Raw genomic sequence first — 16625 nt, 5'->3', positions numbered from 1 at the left:
ATTTTTCTCTTCAACCGACCGGCTGTTTGTGTGAAGTGATTCACATCCGCCGTGTCGATGGAGGCGCATTATAGGGATCCCATTTTTTTGCACAAGCGTTTTTTGGATCTTTTTTTCTGTTTGTTGATTTTTCATCCCTTTCGCTCCATTCCTGCGCAAAGTGGCGATTTTTTGATGCTATCTCCCCTTGCACAACGCCGTTAAAGCAACCAAAGTCTTCATGACTATTCATTTATGATGAGGTAGACATGTCTGACACATTACGTCCTTATAAGGATCTTTTTCCTGAAATTGGTCAGCGCGTGATGATCGATACCAGCAGCGTGGTTATTGGTGATGTCCGTCTGGCGGATGATATCGGGATCTGGCCGCTTGTGGTGATTCGCGGCGATGTGAATTACGTTGCGATAGGGGCTCGTACGAACATTCAGGATGGCAGCGTTCTTCACGTAACCCACAAGTCTCCATCCAATCCACACGGCAACCCATTAATCATTGGCGAAGATGTTACCGTTGGCCATAAAGTTATGCTGCACGGCTGTACCATCGGTAACCGCGTACTGGTCGGTATGGGCTCCATTGTGCTGGATGGCGCGATAGTAGAAGATGACGTAATGATTGGCGCGGGAAGCCTGGTGCCACAGCACAAACGGCTGGAAAGTGGCTATTTATATCTTGGCAGTCCGGTAAAACAGATCCGCCCCCTGAGCGATGCTGAGAGATCGGGCCTGCAGTACTCCGCCAATAACTATGTAAAATGGAAAGACGACTATCTTTCTCAGGATAACCATATCCAACCGTGATCGTCTTCCTGCTGGGCCAGGATTAATGCTTCAGCCTCTTCTTCCAGGTCCCAGCGATACTCACGAAAAATGGTCAGCCATTGCTCCGCTGTTTCTCCACCAAAGCGATACGCCAGTACATCTTTTTTTATTGCACACGTGAGTTGCATCCCATTAACCAGGGCGGGAAAGATGACAGCGCTGGCGGCAGTATCCCATTCTTCGCGGTCAGGAAATTGTATGGCCTGGTTCACGCTAATAATTCCTGCTGTAGCAGCTTAATTACTGGCTCGACCTGCGGTAATACACCGTGCCAAAGCAAAACGGCATGTGCAGCCTGCCCCACCAGCATTCCCAGCCCATCTGCGTAACGTTTTGCGCCCTGTTGTACACACCAGGAGAGAAATGGCGTATTCCCTTTTTGATAGAACATGTCATAGCAACAGAGGGAAGGATGAATAAGTGACGCCGGAATCGCCGGGATTTCGCCCCGTATGCCGCTGGAGGTCGCATTAATAATCAGGTCAAACTCACAACCATCCAGCTTGTCCATATCCATGGCATGAACGCTGCCGGTATGAGCAAAGATTTTCGCCAACGCTTCGGCACGTGAAGCTGTACGGTTAGTGATAGTGACCGCGCAATCCAAAGAAAGCAGAGGTAACAGCACGCCCCGGGATGCGCCGCCCGCGCCAATCAGCAAAATACGCCATCCTGGGCGGATAAAATTTAAACGTTTGAGATCGCTTAATAAACCGATACCGTCAGTATTGTCGCCAAGCAAACGACCATCTTCCAGCCGTTTTAATGTGTTGACGGCTCCCGCCAGCGATGCTCGTTCCGTTAACTCATCCGATCGCGCAAACGCCTCCTCTTTAAAAGGTACTGTGATGTTTGCGCCTTTTCCCCCTGCCGCGAAAAAGGCATCAAGCGTATTAATGAAATTATTAATAGGGGCCAGCACGCGACCATAGGGGTGAACAATATCTAGCTGCTGAGCAAATTGCTGATGAATAAATGGCGATTTGCTGTGCGCAATCGGATTTCCAAAAACAGCATAGGTTTCCATCATATTACCCCTGTCGAAACAGTTCGCCCGTCAGAGCATCGCGAATTTCTGAAGGATTTAGACGCCCACCCGTTGCGCCTTCAACCACCGGAAAATCATCGCCAAATTGCGCACGCACCTCTTCAACGGTACGACATGGCGGTAATCCGCTCAGATTGGCGCTGGTGGAAACCAGCGGTTTGCCATACGCATTGCATAGCGCGACCACCAGCGGGTGGTTGGTAACACGAACGGCCAGGGAATCAAAACGTCCCGTGAGCCACCGCGGCGTTGTCGCGGGCGCAGGAAAAACAAACGTTACCGGCCCGGGCCAGCAATCAAATACCGCTTTACGCTGTGCGACGGTAAGTATGCTGTCATCAATATAAGGTTTTAACTGCTCAAAGCTGGCGGCAATCAAAATGAGTCCCTTATCGACGGGCCGTTGTTTTAACGCCAGCAGGCGCGTAACGGCTGTTTCACTATCGGGATCGCAGCCGACGCCGAAAACGGCTTCTGTTGGATAAGCGATGACATTTTCTTTATTCAGGAGATCTACCGCTGCGGCGATAGATCCTGTTGGCAGGTTATTATTCACTTGTTTATTCCACCGGAACCGGCTTTCCACATTGTTTACTGGCGCAAAAGCGCTTCACGCCCTGCGCGGTTTTCTTTTCGATGAGTAGCGGATAATGGCACTCGGGGCATTCCCCCGCAACCGGTGTGAAGTTAATGACGAACTGACATTCCGGGTAGCGATCGCAGGAATGAAAGATTTTACCGTAACGAGAACGGCGCTGGACCAAATGTCCTTGCTGGCAGGCTGGACAGGCAATCGCCGTTTCATCCGGTTTATCAATAACCACTGTATGTTCACATTGCGGATACTGACTGCATCCGATGAACATGCCAAAGCGCCCCTGACGCAGCACCAGTACGGCGCCACACTCAGGACACAGTTGCCCCTCCAGAATTTTAACGATATGCCCGTCCGCCTGACTTTTCAGCGGACGAACATAATCGCATTCCGGATAGCGAGAACAGCCGAGAAACGGACCATGTTTCCCGGAACGAATTACCAGTTCGGCCCCGCACTGCGGGCAGGGCTCATTTTTACGCACCGAAAACAGTGCTGATTTAGCCATATTCACTCATGCAGCATTAACACCTATCAATGCAGCATACCTTCATTTACCTCAAAGAGTAATTCTTCCATTTGCTGATAGGCGTTTTCACAGCCCGGAATGTTGAATAACACCATCAAAATAACCCATTTCAAGTCTTCCAGGTCAAACTCTGCGGTATCCAGCGCCAGCACACGCTCAATCACCATTTCTCGTGTTTCGAGGTTTAGCACCTGAATCTGCTCAAGGAATAACAGGAACCCCCGGCAACTGGCATCAAGCCTTTCACACTCTTCAACCGTATAAATGCGCATTGAAAGAGGGTCGGAAGCAAGTTGCATGGGTTCCGCGAGGCCATCCTGATAGTCAGCGAGTTTTTCCAGCCACAGCAGCGCATTGTAGATGTCTTCGCGATCAAACCCAGCGTCGGTGAGATCACGCTCCAGTCTGTCCTGATCCACGCGCAGCTCGGCTTCGTTATGGATGTATGTTTCAAACAAATACATTAGTACGTCGAACATGGCTTGCCCTCCTTAATCGGACATAGCCGCCGGGTACAGCTGCGATCCATCCTGCTAACTCCAGTTCGAGTAGCTGAGCCACTACCGCTGGCACAGGTTGGCCGGCACGTTCAGCGACGACGTCAACAGGTGTTACCTCATCTCCTACGTTAGCCAGGAGCTCAGGAAATGGCAATGCCGCCTCATCCTGATTTAGTGAATAAAGTGAATTTTCCGCCGTAGTTGGCAACCAGTGTAAGCCGTATTGCAAATTTTCCAGAATATCCTCCGGCGTCGTCACAAGCGTGGCCCCTTGTTTAATTAACCAGTGCGTACCTTCGCTTCCCGGACTACCGATAGGACCTGGTAATGCAAAAACGTCCCGCCCCTGTTCAAGCGCGCAGCGCGCCGTCACCAACGAACCGCTGCGCAACGCCGCCTCAATCACCAGCACGCCTTTGCTCAGTCCGCTGATGATACGGTTTCTGCGAGGAAAATGTTGCGGTAGCGGAGGCGTTGAAAGCGGAAATTCTGAGACCACTGCGCCGCCGGTGGCAATCAAGTTTTCAGCCAGCATGGCATGTCGGCGAGGATAAATCTTTGCCAAGCCATTCCCTAACACCGCTACACTTTTTCCCCCCATACTCACCGCGGCGTTGTGTGCTACGCCATCAATTCCCCGGGCAAGGCCGCTGGTGATCGTCAAACCGCTTTTCGCAAGGCTTTCGCAAAGCAGACGTCCCCAACGTTCTCCATACCAGGAGTGGCTCCGGCTCCCTACGACGGCAAGTTGGCAGGTATGCAGACAGGCAGGATCGCCGTCAATAAAAATAGCGCCGGGATAATCGTCAATAGCACGCAGTTGGGGAGGATAAATCTCACTATCCGCACACAGAAAATGGTGCTGCGGTAGTTCAAGCCAGCGTAATGTCTCATCAAGCACACCTGCTGGAAGCTGTAAAAAACGTTCAGCTTGCCGCGCGGTAAGACCAGCCTCCTGAAGGTGCGTGCGATTTATCTGAGGCTGGCGAATAAGCGAATTCGCCATGTTCAACATCGCCTCGCCATAAAGGTCGCCGACGTACATTAAACGTAACCAAATTTCGGTACGGGCCATCCTTTCCCTCCCCTGCCACAAGCAGTCTGAACAATCTTTGCGATTGGTCACTGATGCTGTCAATCAGGTGGGGATTTGTCTAGAATAGAGGTAATAATCTTTTCAACTCCTGAACACAACTCTGGATAATTATGTCAGTTTTGCAAGTGTTACATATTCCGGACGAGCGCCTTCGCAAAGTCGCAAAGCCGGTTGAAGAAGTGAATGCAGAAATTCAGCGTATCGTCGATGATATGTTCGAAACGATGTACGCGGAAGAAGGTATCGGTCTGGCCGCAACGCAGGTCGATATCCACCAGCGGATCATCGTGATTGACGTTTCGGAAAACCGCGACGAGCGCCTGGTACTCATTAACCCGGAATTGCTGGAGAAAAGTGGCGAAACGGGTATAGAAGAAGGCTGTCTGTCGATTCCGGAACAGCGCGCTTTAGTGCCGCGCGCCGAGAAAGTGAAAATCCGCGCGCTGGATCGCGACGGCAACCCGTTTGAGCTTGAAGCGGATGGTTTGCTGGCAATTTGCATTCAGCATGAGATGGATCATCTGGTCGGTAAACTGTTTATCGATTATTTGTCGCCACTGAAGCAACAACGTATTCGTCAGAAAGTAGAAAAACTCGACCGCCTGAACGCCCGGGCTTAAAGGACAAGAACCAACGTGTCAGATTCACTACGTATTATTTTTGCGGGTACACCTGACTTTGCAGCGCGTCATCTCGACGCGCTGTTAACTTCTGGACATAACGTTGTCGGCGTATTTACCCAACCCGATCGTCCAGCAGGTCGCGGCAAAAAGTTGATGCCCAGCCCGGTAAAAGTGCTGGCGGAAGAAAAAGGCCTGCCCGTTTTCCAGCCCGTGTCGCTTCGTCCTCAGGAAAACCAGCATCTGGTTGCTGACTTACATGCCGACGTCATGGTTGTCGTAGCATATGGTCTGATTCTCCCAAAGGCAGTGCTGGATATGCCCCGTCTCGGATGTATCAACGTTCACGGTTCGCTGCTTCCACGCTGGCGGGGCGCGGCGCCTATTCAGCGCTCACTCTGGGCAGGCGATGCGGAAACCGGCGTCACAATTATGCAGATGGATGTAGGGCTGGATACCGGCGACATGCTGTATAAACTTGCGTGCCCGATTACCGCAGAAGATACCAGTGGCTCACTGTATAATAAGTTGGCTGAACTTGGCCCGCAGGGGTTAATTACCACACTAAAACAACTGGCGGACGGCACAGCGGCGCCTGAAGCGCAGAATGAAGCGCTGGTCACTCATGCGGAAAAGCTCAGTAAAGAAGAAGCGCGTATCGACTGGTCTCTCTCCGCAGCACAGCTGGAGCGTTGCATTCGCGCCTTTAATCCGTGGCCAATGAGCTGGCTGGAAATCGACGGCCAGCCGGTAAAAGTCTGGCAGGCGTCCGTCATTGAGGACGCCACGCAGTCGCTGCCGGGAACCATTCTGGCCGCGACGAAACAGGGCATTCAGGTTGCAACAGGCAAGGGGATATTAAATTTGCTTTCGCTTCAGCCTGCCGGCAAAAAAGCGATGAGCGCCCAGGATCTGTTAAATTCACGCAGGGAATGGTTTATTCCTGGTAACCGTCTTGCCTGACGGTCACGTCTTTATACGCCCGGTGTTACCGGGCATTTTTATTTTATACATATGAAAAAACAAAACAATTTACGTAGTCTGGCGGCACAGGCCGTTGAACAGGTCGTCGAACAGGGACAATCATTAAGTAATGTGCTCCCGCCGCTGCAACAAAAAGTCGCCGATAAAGACAAAGCGCTACTTCAGGAGCTGTGCTTTGGCGTCCTGCGAACTCTTTCACAGCTGGAATGGCTGATCAATAAGCTGATGTCTCGTCCAATGACCGGCAAGCAGCGTACAGTGCATTACTTAATTATGGTCGGCTTTTATCAGTTGCTGTACACCCGCGTTCCTCCCCATGCGGCGCTGGCTGAAACCGTTGAAGGCGCGGTCTCCATCAAACGTCCGCAGTTGAAAGGGTTAATTAACGGCGTCCTGCGCCAGTTCCAGCGCCAGCAGGAAACGTTGCTTAATGAGTTTGCGACCAGCGATGCGCGCTTTTTACATCCAGGTTGGCTGGTAAAGCGTTTGCAAAATGCTTACCCCACACAGTGGCAACACATTATTGAAGCGAATAACCAGCGTCCACCGATGTGGCTACGTGTAAATCGTACACACCACACCCGCGACGGTTGGCTTGGCTTACTTGAAGACGCAGGCATGAAGGGATATCCCCATCCCGATTATCCCGACGCTGTACGTCTGGAAACGCCAGCTCCGGTACATGCTTTACCCGGTTTTGCTGAGGGTTGGGTAACTGTCCAGGATGCCTCTGCGCAGGGATGTGCGGTTTTTCTCGCTCCTCAGAACGGTGAGCACATTTTAGACTTGTGCGCCGCGCCCGGCGGTAAAACCACGCATATTCTCGAAGTGGCCCCCGAAGCAGACGTGGTGGCGGTTGATATTGATGAACAACGACTCTCCCGCGTTTACGACAACCTAAAGCGTCTTGGGATGAAAGCGACAGTTAAACAAGGGGATGGACGTTATCCCGCCCAATGGTGCGGCGAGCAGCAGTTTGACCGTATTCTGCTGGATGCGCCCTGCTCCGCAACCGGCGTCATTCGCCGTCATCCAGATATCAAATGGCTGCGTCGCGATCGCGATATCGCGGAACTGTCGCAATTACAGGCGGAAATTCTTGATGCCGTCTGGCCGCGCCTGAAGCCTGGCGGGACGCTGGTTTACGCCACCTGTTCCGTACTTCCGGAAGAAAACCGCGATCAGATCAAAACCTTTTTGCAACGCACTCCCGATGCCGCGCTCAGCGAAACGGGAACACCTGATCAGCCAGGACAGCAAAATCTGCCGGGCGGCGAAGAAGGTGATGGGTTCTTTTACGCTAAGCTAATCAAGAAGTGATGAGATAACGGGCCACGACTGATGAAAATTATCATACTGGGCGCAGGGCAAGTTGGCGGAACACTGGCGGAAAACCTGGTCGGCGAAAACAACGACATCACGGTGGTTGATACCAACGGCGAACGGTTACGCAGTTTGCAAGATAAGTTCGATCTACGCGTAGTTCAGGGGCATGGTTCGCATCCCCGCGTGTTGCGCGAAGCTGGCGCTGACGATGCGGATATGCTGGTCGCTGTCACCAGTTCAGATGAAACTAATATGGTTGCCTGTCAGGTAGCCTATTCACTCTTCAACACCCCAAACCGTATCGCCCGCATTCGTTCCCCGGACTATGTTCGCGATGCGGATAAACTCTTTCATTCTGAAGCGGTTCCGATTGATCATTTGATCGCGCCGGAGCAGTTGGTTATCGATAATATTTATCGTCTGATCGAGTATCCGGGAGCATTACAGGTTGTAAACTTTGCCGAAGGGAAAGTCAGTCTGGCAGTAGTAAAAGCCTACTATGGCGGTCCACTAATAGGTAACGCGCTCTCGACAATGCGAGAGCATATGCCGCATATCGATACCCGCGTTGCCGCAATTTTCCGCCATGACAGACCAATCCGTCCTCAGGGCTCGACTATCGTGGAAGCAGGGGATGAAGTCTTCTTTATTGCGGCTTCACAGCATATCCGTGCAGTAATGAGCGAATTACAGCGTCTGGAAAAACCCTACAAGCGCATCATGCTGGTGGGCGGCGGCAATATCGGCGCCGGGCTGGCAAGGCGTCTGGAAAAAGACTATAGCGTTAAATTGATCGAACGCGATCAACAACGCGCCGCAGAATTGGCTGAGAAACTGCAAAACACGATCGTCTTTTTTGGCGACGCCTCCGATCAGGAATTGCTGGCGGAGGAGCATATTGATCAGGTTGATCTCTTTATCGCGGTCACTAACGATGATGAAGCCAATATCATGTCCGCGATGTTGGCTAAGCGGATGGGCGCCAAAAAAGTGATGGTGTTGATTCAGCGTCGAGCTTATGTCGATCTTGTGCAGGGTAGCGTTATAGATATTGCGATTTCTCCGCAGCAGGCCACCATCTCTGCATTACTGAGCCATGTGCGTAAAGCGGATATCGTCGGCGTTTCCTCACTACGTCGCGGGGTTGCCGAAGCCATCGAAGCCGTCGCGCACGGCGATGAAAGCACTTCCCGCGTGGTTGGCCGCGTCATTGACGAAATTAAACTGCCGCCAGGCACCATTATTGGCGCGGTGGTGCGTGGAAATGATGTCATGATTGCTAATGACAATTTGCGCATTGAACAAGGCGATCACGTCATTATGTTTTTGACCGATAAAAAGTTTATTACCGACGTCGAACGTCTGTTCCAGCCAAGTCCTTTCTTCCTCTAATTTAAGGGGCGCTCATTCAGCGCCCTTTTTAATTCCCTTTATTTATCAAGGTTTAATTTATTTCGCTAAACAGAAGCCGTAAATGGAAAATGCCTTAGCATTTGTTAAACTTATAACGTCAGCTGCATAGGGAGAATAAAAATGAGTTTTATTAAAGAATTTCGCGAATTCGCGATGCGCGGGAATGTTGTGGATTTGGCAGTGGGTGTCATTATTGGCGCGGCATTCGGTAAGATTGTTTCTTCACTGGTTGCCGATATCATTATGCCGCCGTTGGGATTGTTAATCGGCGGGATCGACTTTAAACAATTTGCTTTTACGTTACGCGAAGCGCAGGGAGATATTCCGGCGGTCGTCATGCATTACGGCGTGTTTATCCAGAACGTATTTGATTTTGTGATTGTGGCCTTTGCTATCTTTGTTGCCATTAAGCTTATCAACAGACTCAACCGTAAAAAAGCAGAAGAGCCGGCAGCTCCGCCAGCGCCTTCTAAAGAGGAAGTGTTATTGGGCGAAATCCGCGATCTGCTGAAAGAACAAAATAACCGTTCTTAATAAGCAGAAGGCCAGTGGTAAAAAAGTCACTTACTTTCTTGCCACTGGCCTCCCAGTTCCCTCGATTACCGTGTTTACCTTTGCGCAGATAGCTTCCTTTGCCTTTCTTATTTTTCTCAACGCGTTGCCTGAAAAGGGGATCGTGCAGTAATGCCTCAATGGCATTGTCCTTTATCTGCCCTTTCTTATGTTGATAACGACTCATAATGTCTCCCGATTGTATAAATTAACGGCGCGAGTGTAGCCCCGCCGCTTCAATAAATCAACATCCTGATTTCGCCCCACTGGCCCCCTGCTCCAGGGCTTCCAGAATGGAACAATAGACGCTACTGTGGGCCGTTCCGCAACAAGCATCATTAAGCCTTTGTAACGAACGCTGCATCGTTTGCAGTTCCGCAATCCTGGCTTCAACCTCCTGCAATCGCTCTTGCACAATACTTTTTGACTCCTGACAGGTATGGTGCTCAGGATCAATTCGGATCGATAAAAGCTCGCGGATCGAGTCGAGCGTGAAACCCAACTGTCGCGCATAACGAATAAACTTGAGACGCTGCAGATCGTTTTCGGTATACAGACGAAACCCGCCTTCAGTACGTACCTCATGATCCATCATCTGCTGTTTTTCATAGTAGCGAATGGTATCAGGCGTTACGTCTGCCAGCTTTGCCAGCTCACCAATGCGATACATACAAGCTCCGTTAATTATCGTTGATTTTATGCAGCAGTTTTTCTGCATACTCACCGTGTAAAAAGTCGGTACTCAACCCAGCCTGCCGAAGTTTTAGTTCAAGCAGCGAGAGCTGGCGACTAACCTGATGGTATCGAGGGTCATCTTCCCGGATACTGTTGAGGATATCAAGTAACTGAATAGCATCTCTGCGCTGCTCCAGTTCAGGGGGAAGACAGCCAGCATTCTTGAGTAAGCGATAACCCGCACGAAGTTCCGCCGGCACATGAGAATCATCATCCAGAATAAGCGGCTCGCCACGGCCAGGCAGATTATCAAACTCGCCTTTACGCTGTGCCTCGATAATATGACGCTCTGCCCACTGGTCAAGTAACCACATACGTCGCTCCAGGGATTGAACGAAAAGAATACAATTATTGTAGATATGTGGGGTTCAGGAGGGTATAAAAAAACCCGCCGAAGCGGGTTTTTTTACGTTACTACAGATTACTCTGCAGCAGCTTCTGTTTTCTCTGAACGATCAACCAGCTCGATGTATGCCATCGGCGCGTTGTCGCCTGCACGGAAGCCACACTTCAGAATGCGAGTGTAACCACCGGCGCGGCTCGCGAAACGCGGGCCCAGCTCGTTAAACAGTTTTGCCACGATCTCGTTATCACGAGTACGGGCGAATGCCAGACGACGATTAGCAACGCTATCAGTCTTGGCAAGAGTAATCAGCGGCTCAACTACGCGACGCAGCTCTTTCGCTTTAGGCAGGGTCGTCTTGATGATTTCATGACGAACCAGTGAACCTGCCATGTTGCGGAACATAGCCTGGCGATGGCTGCTGTTGCGGTTCAGTTGACGACCACTCTTACGATGGCGCATGACCTTATCCTTCTCAGTAAAACCTTAACCTGTGATCCGGTTACTCGTCAGCGATGCTTGCCGGTGGCCAGTTTTCCAGGCGCATACCCAGAGACAGTCCACGGGAAGCCAGCACGTCTTTAATCTCGGTAAGAGATTTTTTACCCAGGTTAGGCGTCTTAAGAAGCTCAACCTCGGTACGCTGTACCAGATCACCGATATAGTGGATAGCTTCTGCCTTGAGGCAGTTAGCAGAGCGGACAGTCAATTCCAGATCGTCAACAGGGCGCAGCAGGATCGGATCGAATTCTGGTTTCTCTTCTTTCACTTCCGGTTGACGTACATCACGTAAATCAACGAAAGCTTCCAGTTGTTCAGCCAGGATGGTTGCCGCACGACGAATCGCCTCTTCAGGATCGATTGTGCCGTTGGTTTCCATTTCGATGACCAGCTTGTCCAGGTCGGTACGCTGTTCTACACGCGCTGCTTCAACATTGTAGGCAATACGCTCTACAGGGCTGTAGCAGGCGTCGACCAGCAGACGGCCGATTGGGCGCTCATCTTCTTCCGAATGAATTCGGGTAGAAGCCGGCACATAACCACGACCGCGCTGAACTTTGATACGCATACTAATAGACGCGTTTTCATCGGTCAGGTGGCAGATCACGTGCTGCGGCTTGACGATTTCGACATCCCCATCATGGGTGATATCGGCTGCAGTCACAGGGCCAATGCCAGATTTATTCAAGGTAAGAATAACTTCATCTTTACCCTGAACTCTCACCGCCAGCCCTTTCAGGTTGAGCAGGATTTCCAGGATGTCTTCCTGAACGCCTTCTTTGGTGCTGTACTCATGTAGTACACCATCAATCTCAACCTCGGTCACCGCGCAACCCGGCATCGATGAGAGCAGAATACGGCGCAGTGCGTTACCCAGAGTATGGCCGAAGCCACGCTCTAAAGGCTCAAGGGTCACCTTGGCGTGCGTCGAACTCACTTGCTCGATATCTACCAGGCGCGGTTTTAGAAACTCTGTCACAGAACCCTGCATTGTGTCCTCTCTTTGGTACTAAGCTTTACTTGGAGTAAAGCTCGACGATCAGGTGTTCGTTAATGTCCGCAGACAGATCAGAACGCTCAGGCTTACGCTTGTACGTACCTTCCATCTTGCCAGCATCAACTTCCAGCCAGGTTGGCTTTTCACGCTGCTCAGCCAGCTCCAGAGCGGCTTTCACGCGAGACTGCTTCTTCGCTTTCTCACGAATGCTAACAACGTCATTCGGACTAACCTGATAAGAAGCGATGTTAACAACACGACCGTTTACCATAATTGCTTTATGGCTAACCAGCTGACGTGCTTCTGCACGAGTGGCGCCGAAGCCCATACGGTATACAACGTTGTCCAGACGACCTTCCAGCAGAGCCAACAGGTTTTCACCGGTGTTGCCTTTCAGACGTGCTGCTTCTTTGTAGTAGTTACGGAACTGACGCTCCAGCACACCGTAAATGCGGCGAACTTTTTGCTTTTCACGCAACTGCACACCATAGTCAGACAGACGCGGCTTACGCGCACCGTGCTGGCCAGGAGCTTGTTCAATTTTACACTTGGTATCGATCGCGCGAACGCCAGACTTAAGGAATAAGTCGGTGCCCTCACGACGGCTCAGCTTGAGCTTAGGACCCAAATATCTTGCCATTTTCTTTCTCCAACTAACCTGGAAAACGAAGCGTTATACGCGACGTTTTTTCGGCGGACGACAACCGTTATGAGGGATCGGAGTCACATCAGTAATATTAGTGATGCGGAAACCAGCGGCGTTCAGAGCACGAATAGTAGATTCGCGGCCTGGACCCGGACCTTTAACCATAACTTCCAGATTCTTGATACCGTATTCTTTCACGGCGTCAGCGCAACGCTCTGCTGCAACCTGAGCTGCAAACGGAGTGGATTTGCGAGAACCACGGAAACCGGAACCACCGGCTGTTGCCCAACCAAGCGCATTACCCTGACGATCGGTAATAGTCACGATGGTGTTGTTGAAAGAAGCATGGATATGAGCCACGCCGTCAGAGACTTGTTTTCTTACACGTTTACGTGCGCGAACTGGTGCCTTTGCCATTATTCAATCACCCCGATTATTTCTTGATCGGTTTGCGCGGACCCTTACGGGTACGAGCGTTGGTCTTGGTACGCTGACCGCGAACCGGGAGACCACGACGATGACGCAAACCGCGATAGCAACCAAGATCCATCAGGCGCTTGATGCTCATGCTGATTTCACGGCGCAGATCACCTTCAACGACAAATTTGGCAACTTCGTCACGCAGCGTGTCGATTTGTTCTTCAGACAGCTCACTGATCTTAACATTTTCAGCGATACCCGCTGCAGCCAGGATGGCTTTAGAACGGGTCTTGCCGACACCGTAGATCGAAGTTAACGCGATCACGGCGTGTTTCTGATCAGGAATGTTAATGCCTGCTATACGGGCCACTATGCACTCCTACTATTTAATATGTACGTACCATGCTGAAAAGCCCGTTTTCAGGATACTCAAATGGAAACGTACAGACATACAAAAGATTGGCTGGCTAATCTAGCCAGCTCAACCCAACTTTGCAAGAAAAATATGCGAAAAAATCAGCCTTGGCGCTGTTTATGCTTCGGCTCGGCACTGCAAATCACACGGATGACACCATCACGCTTAACGATTTTGCAGTTACGGCATAATTTCTTGACGGAAGCACGAACTTTCATTTTTACTCTCCGTAACTTCTCAGGCGACCAATTAACGGCCGTAGCCTTTCAGGTTCGCCTTCTTCAATGCAGACTCATACTGACTGGACATCATCAGAGTTTGCACTTGAGCCATAAAGTCCATAATCACGACAACAACGATAAGCAGTGAGGTCCCACCGAAGTAGAACGGCACTTTCATTGCATCACGCATGAACTCCGGGATCAGGCAGATAAAGGTAATATACAGCGCACCAACCAGGGTCAGGCGGGTCATTACTTTATCGATATACTTCGCCGTTTGCTCTCCCGGACGAATTCCTGGTACAAATGCACCGGACTTCTTCAGGTTATCTGCTGTTTCACGCGGGTTGAAAACCAACGCCGTGTAGAAGAAACAGAAGAAGATGATTGCAGACGCATAGAGTAACACATAAAGCGGTTGCCCAGGCTGCAAATACAGCGAAATTGTTGTCAGCCAGTTCCAACCAGTACCGCCCCCGAACCATGACGCGATGGTCGCCGGGAACAGAATAATACTGGAAGCGAAGATTGCCGGGATTACCCCCGCCATATTCACTTTCAGCGGTAAATGTGTGCTCTGTGCAGCATAGACACGACGACCTTGCTGACGTTTGGCGTAGTTTACCACAATACGGCGTTGACCACGTTCAACGAATACTACAAAGAACGTCACTGCAAATACTAATACTGCAACCAACAGCAACACGAGGAAGTGCAGGTCGCCTTGACGCGCTTGCTCGATAGTATGGGCAATGGCTGGCGGGAGTCCCGCAACGATACCAGCGAAGATGATGATTGAGATACCGTTACCGATACCGCGCTCAGTAATCTGTTCGCCGAGCCACATCAGGAACATCGTCCCTGTAACCAGACTTACAACAGCGGTGAAATAGAATGCAAAGCCTGGATTCATCACCAGGCCCTGCATACCAGGCATATTCGGCAAACCGGTAGCAATACCGATCGACTGGAATATCGCCAGCACCAGAGTACCGTAACGGGTGTACTGGCTGATCTTACGACGACCAGACTCCCCTTCTTTCTTAATTTCTGCGAGCGTTGGATGAACCACCGTCAACAGCTGGATAATGATCGACGCCGAAATATACGGCATGATCCCCAGTGCAAAGATAGAAGCACGGCTGAGAGCACCACCAGAGAACATGTTAAACATTTCAATGATGGTGCCTCGCTGTTGCTCAAGCAGTTTGGCAAGTACAGCGGCATCAATACCAGGGATCGGAATAAAAGAGCCAATACGGAACACAATCAGCGCGCCGATAACAAACAGCAGTCTGCGTTTCAGCTCACCTAAGCCACCTTTGGCACTTTGAAAATCTAATCCCGGTTGTTTAGCCATCTGCTACTTATTCCTCGATTTTACCGCCAGCAGCTTCGATAGCAGCACGAGCGCCTTTAGTAACACGCAGGCCACGAACAGTTACCGGAGTAGTGACTTCGCCAGCCAGGATCACTTTCGCGAACTCGATCTGGATACCGATAATGTTTGCCGCTTTCAGCGTGTTCAGGTCTACAACGCCGCCTTCTACTTTCGCCAGGTCAGACAGACGAACTTCGGCTGTAATCGCTGCTTTGCGAGAAGTGAAGCCGAATTTCGGCAGACGACGGTACAGAGGCATCTGACCACCCTCGAAACCGCGACGTACGCCACCGCCAGAACGAGACTTCTGACCTTTGTGACCACGACCACCGGTTTTACCGAGGCCAGAACCGATACCACGACCCAGGCGTTTACCCGCCTTTTTGGAGCCTTCGGCCGGAGACAGAGTATTTAAACGCATCTCTTACTCCTCAACTTTAACCATGAAGGAAACCGCGTTGACCATACCACGAACAGCAGGAGTATCCTCGCGCTCTACGGTGTGGCCAATACGACGCAGACCCAGGCCAAGCAGCGTTGCCTTGTGTTTCGGCAGACGACCGATTGCACTGCGGGTTTGAGTAATTTTAATAGTCTTTGCCATGGTTTATTTCCCCAGAATTTCTTCAACGGATTTACCACGCTTGGCAGCGACCATTTCTGGAGAATTCATATTTTCCAGGCCATCAATAGTTGCACGAACCACGTTGATCGGGTTGGTGGAACCGTATGCTTTAGCCAGAACGTTATGAACCCCAGCAACTTCCAGAACGGCGCGCATTGCACCACCGGCGATGATACCGGTACCTTCGGAAGCTGGCTGCATGAATACACGAGACCCCGTGTGAACACCTTTAACCGGGTGCTGCAGGGTGCCGTTGTTCAGCGCGACGTTAATCATATTGCGACGGGCTTTTTCCATCGCTTTCTGGATCGCTGCTGGAACTTCACGCGCTTTACCGTAACCAAAACCTACGCGACCGTTACCATCGCCTACTACAGTCAGAGCTGTGAAGGAGAAAATACGACCACCTTTAACGGTTTTAGATACGCGGTTTACCGCGATCAGCTTTTCCTGCAGTTCGCCAGCTTGTTTTTCGATGTGAGCCATCTTACACCTCTACCTTAGAACTGAAGGCCAGCTTCACGGGCAGCATCTGCCAGTGCCTGGACACGACCATGATATTGGAACCCGGAACGGTCAAAGGACACATCTTTGATGCCTTTTTCCAGAGCGCGTTCAGCGACAGCTTTACCCACAGCTGCAGCCGCGTCTTTGTTACCGGTGTACTTCAGTTGTTCAGCGATAGCTTTTTCTACAGTAGAAGCAGCTACCAGAACTTCAGAACCGTTCGGTGCAATTACCTGTGCGTAAATATGACGCGGGGTACGATGTACCACCAGGCGAGTTGCGCCCAGCTCTTTGAGCTTGCGGCGTGCGCGGGTCGCACGACGGATACGAGCAGATTTCTTATCCAT

Annotated in this window: 25 protein-coding genes and 1 pseudogene; 6 read left to right on the top strand and 20 right to left on the bottom strand. The window is 51.0% G+C overall.

Annotated features, from left to right (window positions below; translation table 11 throughout):
- The first annotated feature begins 248 nt into the window (after positions 1-248).
- Complete coding sequence (locus tag NBA72_RS23855; protein ID WP_001285630.1) at positions 249-803, top strand: gamma carbonic anhydrase family protein; 555 nt, start codon at positions 249-251, stop codon at positions 801-803.
- On the opposite strand, the gene NBA72_RS23850 is transcribed toward NBA72_RS23855, so the two are convergent.
- From NBA72_RS23850 to dprA, 6 genes are read right to left on the bottom strand one after another with little or no spacing between them, the layout of a single operon-like run.
- Positions 779-1036 carry a DUF1488 domain-containing protein gene (locus NBA72_RS23850; protein ID WP_001070576.1) on the bottom strand — a complete coding sequence of 86 codons (258 nt, stop codon included), beginning with the start codon at positions 1034-1036 and terminating at the stop codon, positions 779-781. The two genes, NBA72_RS23855 and NBA72_RS23850, sit on opposite strands and share 25 nt — an antisense overlap.
- On the bottom strand, positions 1033-1851 hold the full coding sequence (gene aroE, locus NBA72_RS23845; RefSeq protein ID WP_001582838.1) for a shikimate dehydrogenase: 819 nt from the start codon (positions 1849-1851) through the stop codon (positions 1033-1035). Before aroE ends, NBA72_RS23850 begins: the two co-directional genes overlap by 4 nt.
- 4 nt (positions 1852-1855) lie before the next feature.
- Positions 1856-2428, bottom strand: a complete 573-nt coding sequence (tsaC, locus tag NBA72_RS23840) for an L-threonylcarbamoyladenylate synthase type 1 TsaC (RefSeq protein ID WP_010835148.1) — start codon at positions 2426-2428, stop codon at positions 1856-1858.
- A gap of 4 nt (positions 2429-2432) precedes the next feature.
- Positions 2433-2975 carry a DNA topoisomerase family protein gene (locus tag NBA72_RS23835; protein WP_001129708.1) on the bottom strand — a complete coding sequence of 181 codons (543 nt, stop codon included), beginning with the start codon at positions 2973-2975 and terminating at the stop codon, positions 2433-2435.
- Between the two features lie 26 nt (positions 2976-3001).
- Positions 3002-3475, bottom strand: coding sequence for a DUF494 family protein Smg (smg, locus tag NBA72_RS23830; RefSeq protein ID WP_000460663.1), 474 nt, complete (start codon positions 3473-3475; stop codon positions 3002-3004).
- Positions 3447-4571, bottom strand: coding sequence for a DNA-protecting protein DprA (dprA, locus tag NBA72_RS23825; protein WP_000124529.1), 1125 nt, complete (start codon positions 4569-4571; stop codon positions 3447-3449). The genes smg and dprA overlap by 29 nt, the downstream gene beginning before the upstream one ends.
- 131 nt (positions 4572-4702) lie before the next feature.
- On the opposite strand from dprA, the gene def reads away from it, so the two are divergent.
- From def to mscL, 5 genes are all read left to right on the top strand, one after another.
- The gene (gene def / locus NBA72_RS23820; RefSeq protein WP_000114987.1) at positions 4703-5212 is read left to right on the top strand and encodes a peptide deformylase; all 510 of its coding nucleotides are present in this window, start codon (positions 4703-4705) and stop codon (positions 5210-5212) included.
- A 15-nt stretch (positions 5213-5227) separates the two neighbouring features.
- Complete coding sequence (fmt, locus tag NBA72_RS23815; protein WP_001727352.1) at positions 5228-6175, top strand: methionyl-tRNA formyltransferase; 948 nt, start codon at positions 5228-5230, stop codon at positions 6173-6175.
- 51 nt (positions 6176-6226) lie between these two features.
- On the top strand, positions 6227-7516 hold the full coding sequence (rsmB, locus tag NBA72_RS23810) for a 16S rRNA (cytosine(967)-C(5))-methyltransferase RsmB (RefSeq protein WP_042949918.1): 1290 nt from the start codon (positions 6227-6229) through the stop codon (positions 7514-7516).
- Between the two features lie 21 nt (positions 7517-7537).
- Complete coding sequence (gene trkA, locus NBA72_RS23805; protein WP_000691374.1) at positions 7538-8914, top strand: Trk system potassium transporter TrkA; 1377 nt, start codon at positions 7538-7540, stop codon at positions 8912-8914.
- Between the two features lie 141 nt (positions 8915-9055).
- Positions 9056-9469 carry a large-conductance mechanosensitive channel protein MscL gene (mscL, locus tag NBA72_RS23800; RefSeq protein ID WP_000008119.1) on the top strand — a complete coding sequence of 138 codons (414 nt, stop codon included), beginning with the start codon at positions 9056-9058 and terminating at the stop codon, positions 9467-9469.
- 1 nt (position 9470) lies between these two features.
- Here the strand turns inward: mscL and NBA72_RS23795 are convergent.
- The 14 genes and pseudogenes from NBA72_RS23795 to rplR all read right to left on the bottom strand — a co-directional run.
- Positions 9471-9674, bottom strand: a pseudogene (locus NBA72_RS23795) (alternative ribosome-rescue factor A); the annotation flags it as partial.
- 57 nt (positions 9675-9731) lie between these two features.
- Complete coding sequence (gene zntR / locus NBA72_RS23790) at positions 9732-10157, bottom strand: Zn(2+)-responsive transcriptional regulator (protein ID WP_000285585.1); 426 nt, start codon at positions 10155-10157, stop codon at positions 9732-9734.
- Positions 10158-10167: 10 nt separating this feature from the next.
- Positions 10168-10536 carry a DUF1992 domain-containing protein gene (locus NBA72_RS23785; RefSeq protein WP_000266515.1) on the bottom strand — a complete coding sequence of 123 codons (369 nt, stop codon included), beginning with the start codon at positions 10534-10536 and terminating at the stop codon, positions 10168-10170.
- Between the two features lie 107 nt (positions 10537-10643).
- Positions 10644-11027: a 50S ribosomal protein L17 gene (gene rplQ / locus NBA72_RS23780; protein ID WP_001216370.1), complete on the bottom strand. Its 384-nt coding sequence runs from the start codon at positions 11025-11027 to the stop codon at positions 10644-10646.
- Between the two features lie 40 nt (positions 11028-11067).
- Entirely contained in the window at positions 11068-12057 is a 990-nt protein-coding gene (locus NBA72_RS23775) for a DNA-directed RNA polymerase subunit alpha (protein WP_001162094.1), read from the bottom strand.
- A 25-nt stretch (positions 12058-12082) separates the two neighbouring features.
- On the bottom strand, positions 12083-12703 hold the full coding sequence (gene rpsD / locus NBA72_RS23770; protein ID WP_000135226.1) for a 30S ribosomal protein S4: 621 nt from the start codon (positions 12701-12703) through the stop codon (positions 12083-12085).
- A 33-nt stretch (positions 12704-12736) separates the two neighbouring features.
- On the bottom strand, positions 12737-13126 hold the full coding sequence (gene rpsK / locus NBA72_RS23765; RefSeq protein ID WP_001029758.1) for a 30S ribosomal protein S11: 390 nt from the start codon (positions 13124-13126) through the stop codon (positions 12737-12739).
- A 16-nt stretch (positions 13127-13142) separates the two neighbouring features.
- Entirely contained in the window at positions 13143-13499 is a 357-nt protein-coding gene (gene rpsM, locus NBA72_RS23760; protein WP_000090780.1) for a 30S ribosomal protein S13, read from the bottom strand.
- Positions 13500-13645: 146 nt separating this feature from the next.
- On the bottom strand, positions 13646-13762 hold the full coding sequence (gene rpmJ / locus NBA72_RS23755; RefSeq protein WP_000868187.1) for a 50S ribosomal protein L36: 117 nt from the start codon (positions 13760-13762) through the stop codon (positions 13646-13648).
- Between the two features lie 31 nt (positions 13763-13793).
- On the bottom strand, positions 13794-15125 hold the full coding sequence (secY, locus tag NBA72_RS23750; protein ID WP_001118864.1) for a preprotein translocase subunit SecY: 1332 nt from the start codon (positions 15123-15125) through the stop codon (positions 13794-13796).
- Positions 15126-15132: 7 nt separating this feature from the next.
- Complete coding sequence (gene rplO, locus NBA72_RS23745; protein ID WP_001238917.1) at positions 15133-15567, bottom strand: 50S ribosomal protein L15; 435 nt, start codon at positions 15565-15567, stop codon at positions 15133-15135.
- Positions 15568-15570: 3 nt separating this feature from the next.
- Positions 15571-15750: a 50S ribosomal protein L30 gene (gene rpmD, locus NBA72_RS23740; protein ID WP_001140434.1), complete on the bottom strand. Its 180-nt coding sequence runs from the start codon at positions 15748-15750 to the stop codon at positions 15571-15573.
- Positions 15751-15753: 3 nt separating this feature from the next.
- Positions 15754-16257 carry a 30S ribosomal protein S5 gene (rpsE, locus tag NBA72_RS23735; protein WP_000940121.1) on the bottom strand — a complete coding sequence of 168 codons (504 nt, stop codon included), beginning with the start codon at positions 16255-16257 and terminating at the stop codon, positions 15754-15756.
- A gap of 14 nt (positions 16258-16271) precedes the next feature.
- Positions 16272-16625 carry a 50S ribosomal protein L18 gene (gene rplR / locus NBA72_RS23730; RefSeq protein WP_000358956.1) on the bottom strand — a complete coding sequence of 118 codons (354 nt, stop codon included), beginning with the start codon at positions 16623-16625 and terminating at the stop codon, positions 16272-16274.

The organism is Salmonella sp. NW1250, assembly GCF_051812965.1.
Classification (GTDB): domain Bacteria; phylum Pseudomonadota; class Gammaproteobacteria; order Enterobacterales; family Enterobacteriaceae; genus Salmonella; species Salmonella enterica.
This window is presented reverse-complemented; position numbering and strand designations above follow the sequence as displayed.

Bases quoted from the DNA above. Each gene is read 5' to 3' on its own strand.
- mscL (WP_000008119.1), top strand. From the start codon at position 9,056: ATGAGTTTTATTAAAGAATTTCGCGAATTCGCGATGCGCGGGAATGTT.
- trkA (WP_000691374.1), top strand. From the start codon at position 7,538: ATGAAAATTATCATACTGGGCGCAGGGCAAGTTGGCGGAACACTGGCG.
- NBA72_RS23855 (WP_001285630.1), top strand. From the start codon at position 249: ATGTCTGACACATTACGTCCTTATAAGGATCTTTTTCCTGAAATTGGT.
- NBA72_RS23775 (WP_001162094.1), bottom strand. From the start codon at position 12,057: ATGCAGGGTTCTGTGACAGAGTTTCTAAAACCGCGCCTGGTAGATATC.
- dprA (WP_000124529.1), bottom strand. From the start codon at position 4,571: ATGGCCCGTACCGAAATTTGGTTACGTTTAATGTACGTCGGCGACCTT.
- rplR (WP_000358956.1), bottom strand. From the start codon at position 16,625: ATGGATAAGAAATCTGCTCGTATCCGTCGTGCGACCCGCGCACGCCGC.
- rpsD (WP_000135226.1), bottom strand. From the start codon at position 12,703: ATGGCAAGATATTTGGGTCCTAAGCTCAAGCTGAGCCGTCGTGAGGGC.
- rpmD (WP_001140434.1), bottom strand. From the start codon at position 15,750: ATGGCAAAGACTATTAAAATTACTCAAACCCGCAGTGCAATCGGTCGT.
- zntR (WP_000285585.1), bottom strand. From the start codon at position 10,157: ATGTATCGCATTGGTGAGCTGGCAAAGCTGGCAGACGTAACGCCTGAT.
- NBA72_RS23785 (WP_000266515.1), bottom strand. From the start codon at position 10,536: ATGTGGTTACTTGACCAGTGGGCAGAGCGTCATATTATCGAGGCACAG.
- rplO (WP_001238917.1), bottom strand. From the start codon at position 15,567: ATGCGTTTAAATACTCTGTCTCCGGCCGAAGGCTCCAAAAAGGCGGGT.
- rplQ (WP_001216370.1), bottom strand. From the start codon at position 11,027: ATGCGCCATCGTAAGAGTGGTCGTCAACTGAACCGCAACAGCAGCCAT.
- def (WP_000114987.1), top strand. From the start codon at position 4,703: ATGTCAGTTTTGCAAGTGTTACATATTCCGGACGAGCGCCTTCGCAAA.
- NBA72_RS23835 (WP_001129708.1), bottom strand. From the start codon at position 2,975: ATGGCTAAATCAGCACTGTTTTCGGTGCGTAAAAATGAGCCCTGCCCG.
- rpsE (WP_000940121.1), bottom strand. From the start codon at position 16,257: ATGGCTCACATCGAAAAACAAGCTGGCGAACTGCAGGAAAAGCTGATC.
- rsmB (WP_042949918.1), top strand. From the start codon at position 6,227: ATGAAAAAACAAAACAATTTACGTAGTCTGGCGGCACAGGCCGTTGAA.
- smg (WP_000460663.1), bottom strand. From the start codon at position 3,475: ATGTTCGACGTACTAATGTATTTGTTTGAAACATACATCCATAACGAA.
- rpsK (WP_001029758.1), bottom strand. From the start codon at position 13,126: ATGGCAAAGGCACCAGTTCGCGCACGTAAACGTGTAAGAAAACAAGTC.
- secY (WP_001118864.1), bottom strand. From the start codon at position 15,125: ATGGCTAAACAACCGGGATTAGATTTTCAAAGTGCCAAAGGTGGCTTA.
- aroE (WP_001582838.1), bottom strand. From the start codon at position 1,851: ATGGAAACCTATGCTGTTTTTGGAAATCCGATTGCGCACAGCAAATCG.
- rpmJ (WP_000868187.1), bottom strand. From the start codon at position 13,762: ATGAAAGTTCGTGCTTCCGTCAAGAAATTATGCCGTAACTGCAAAATC.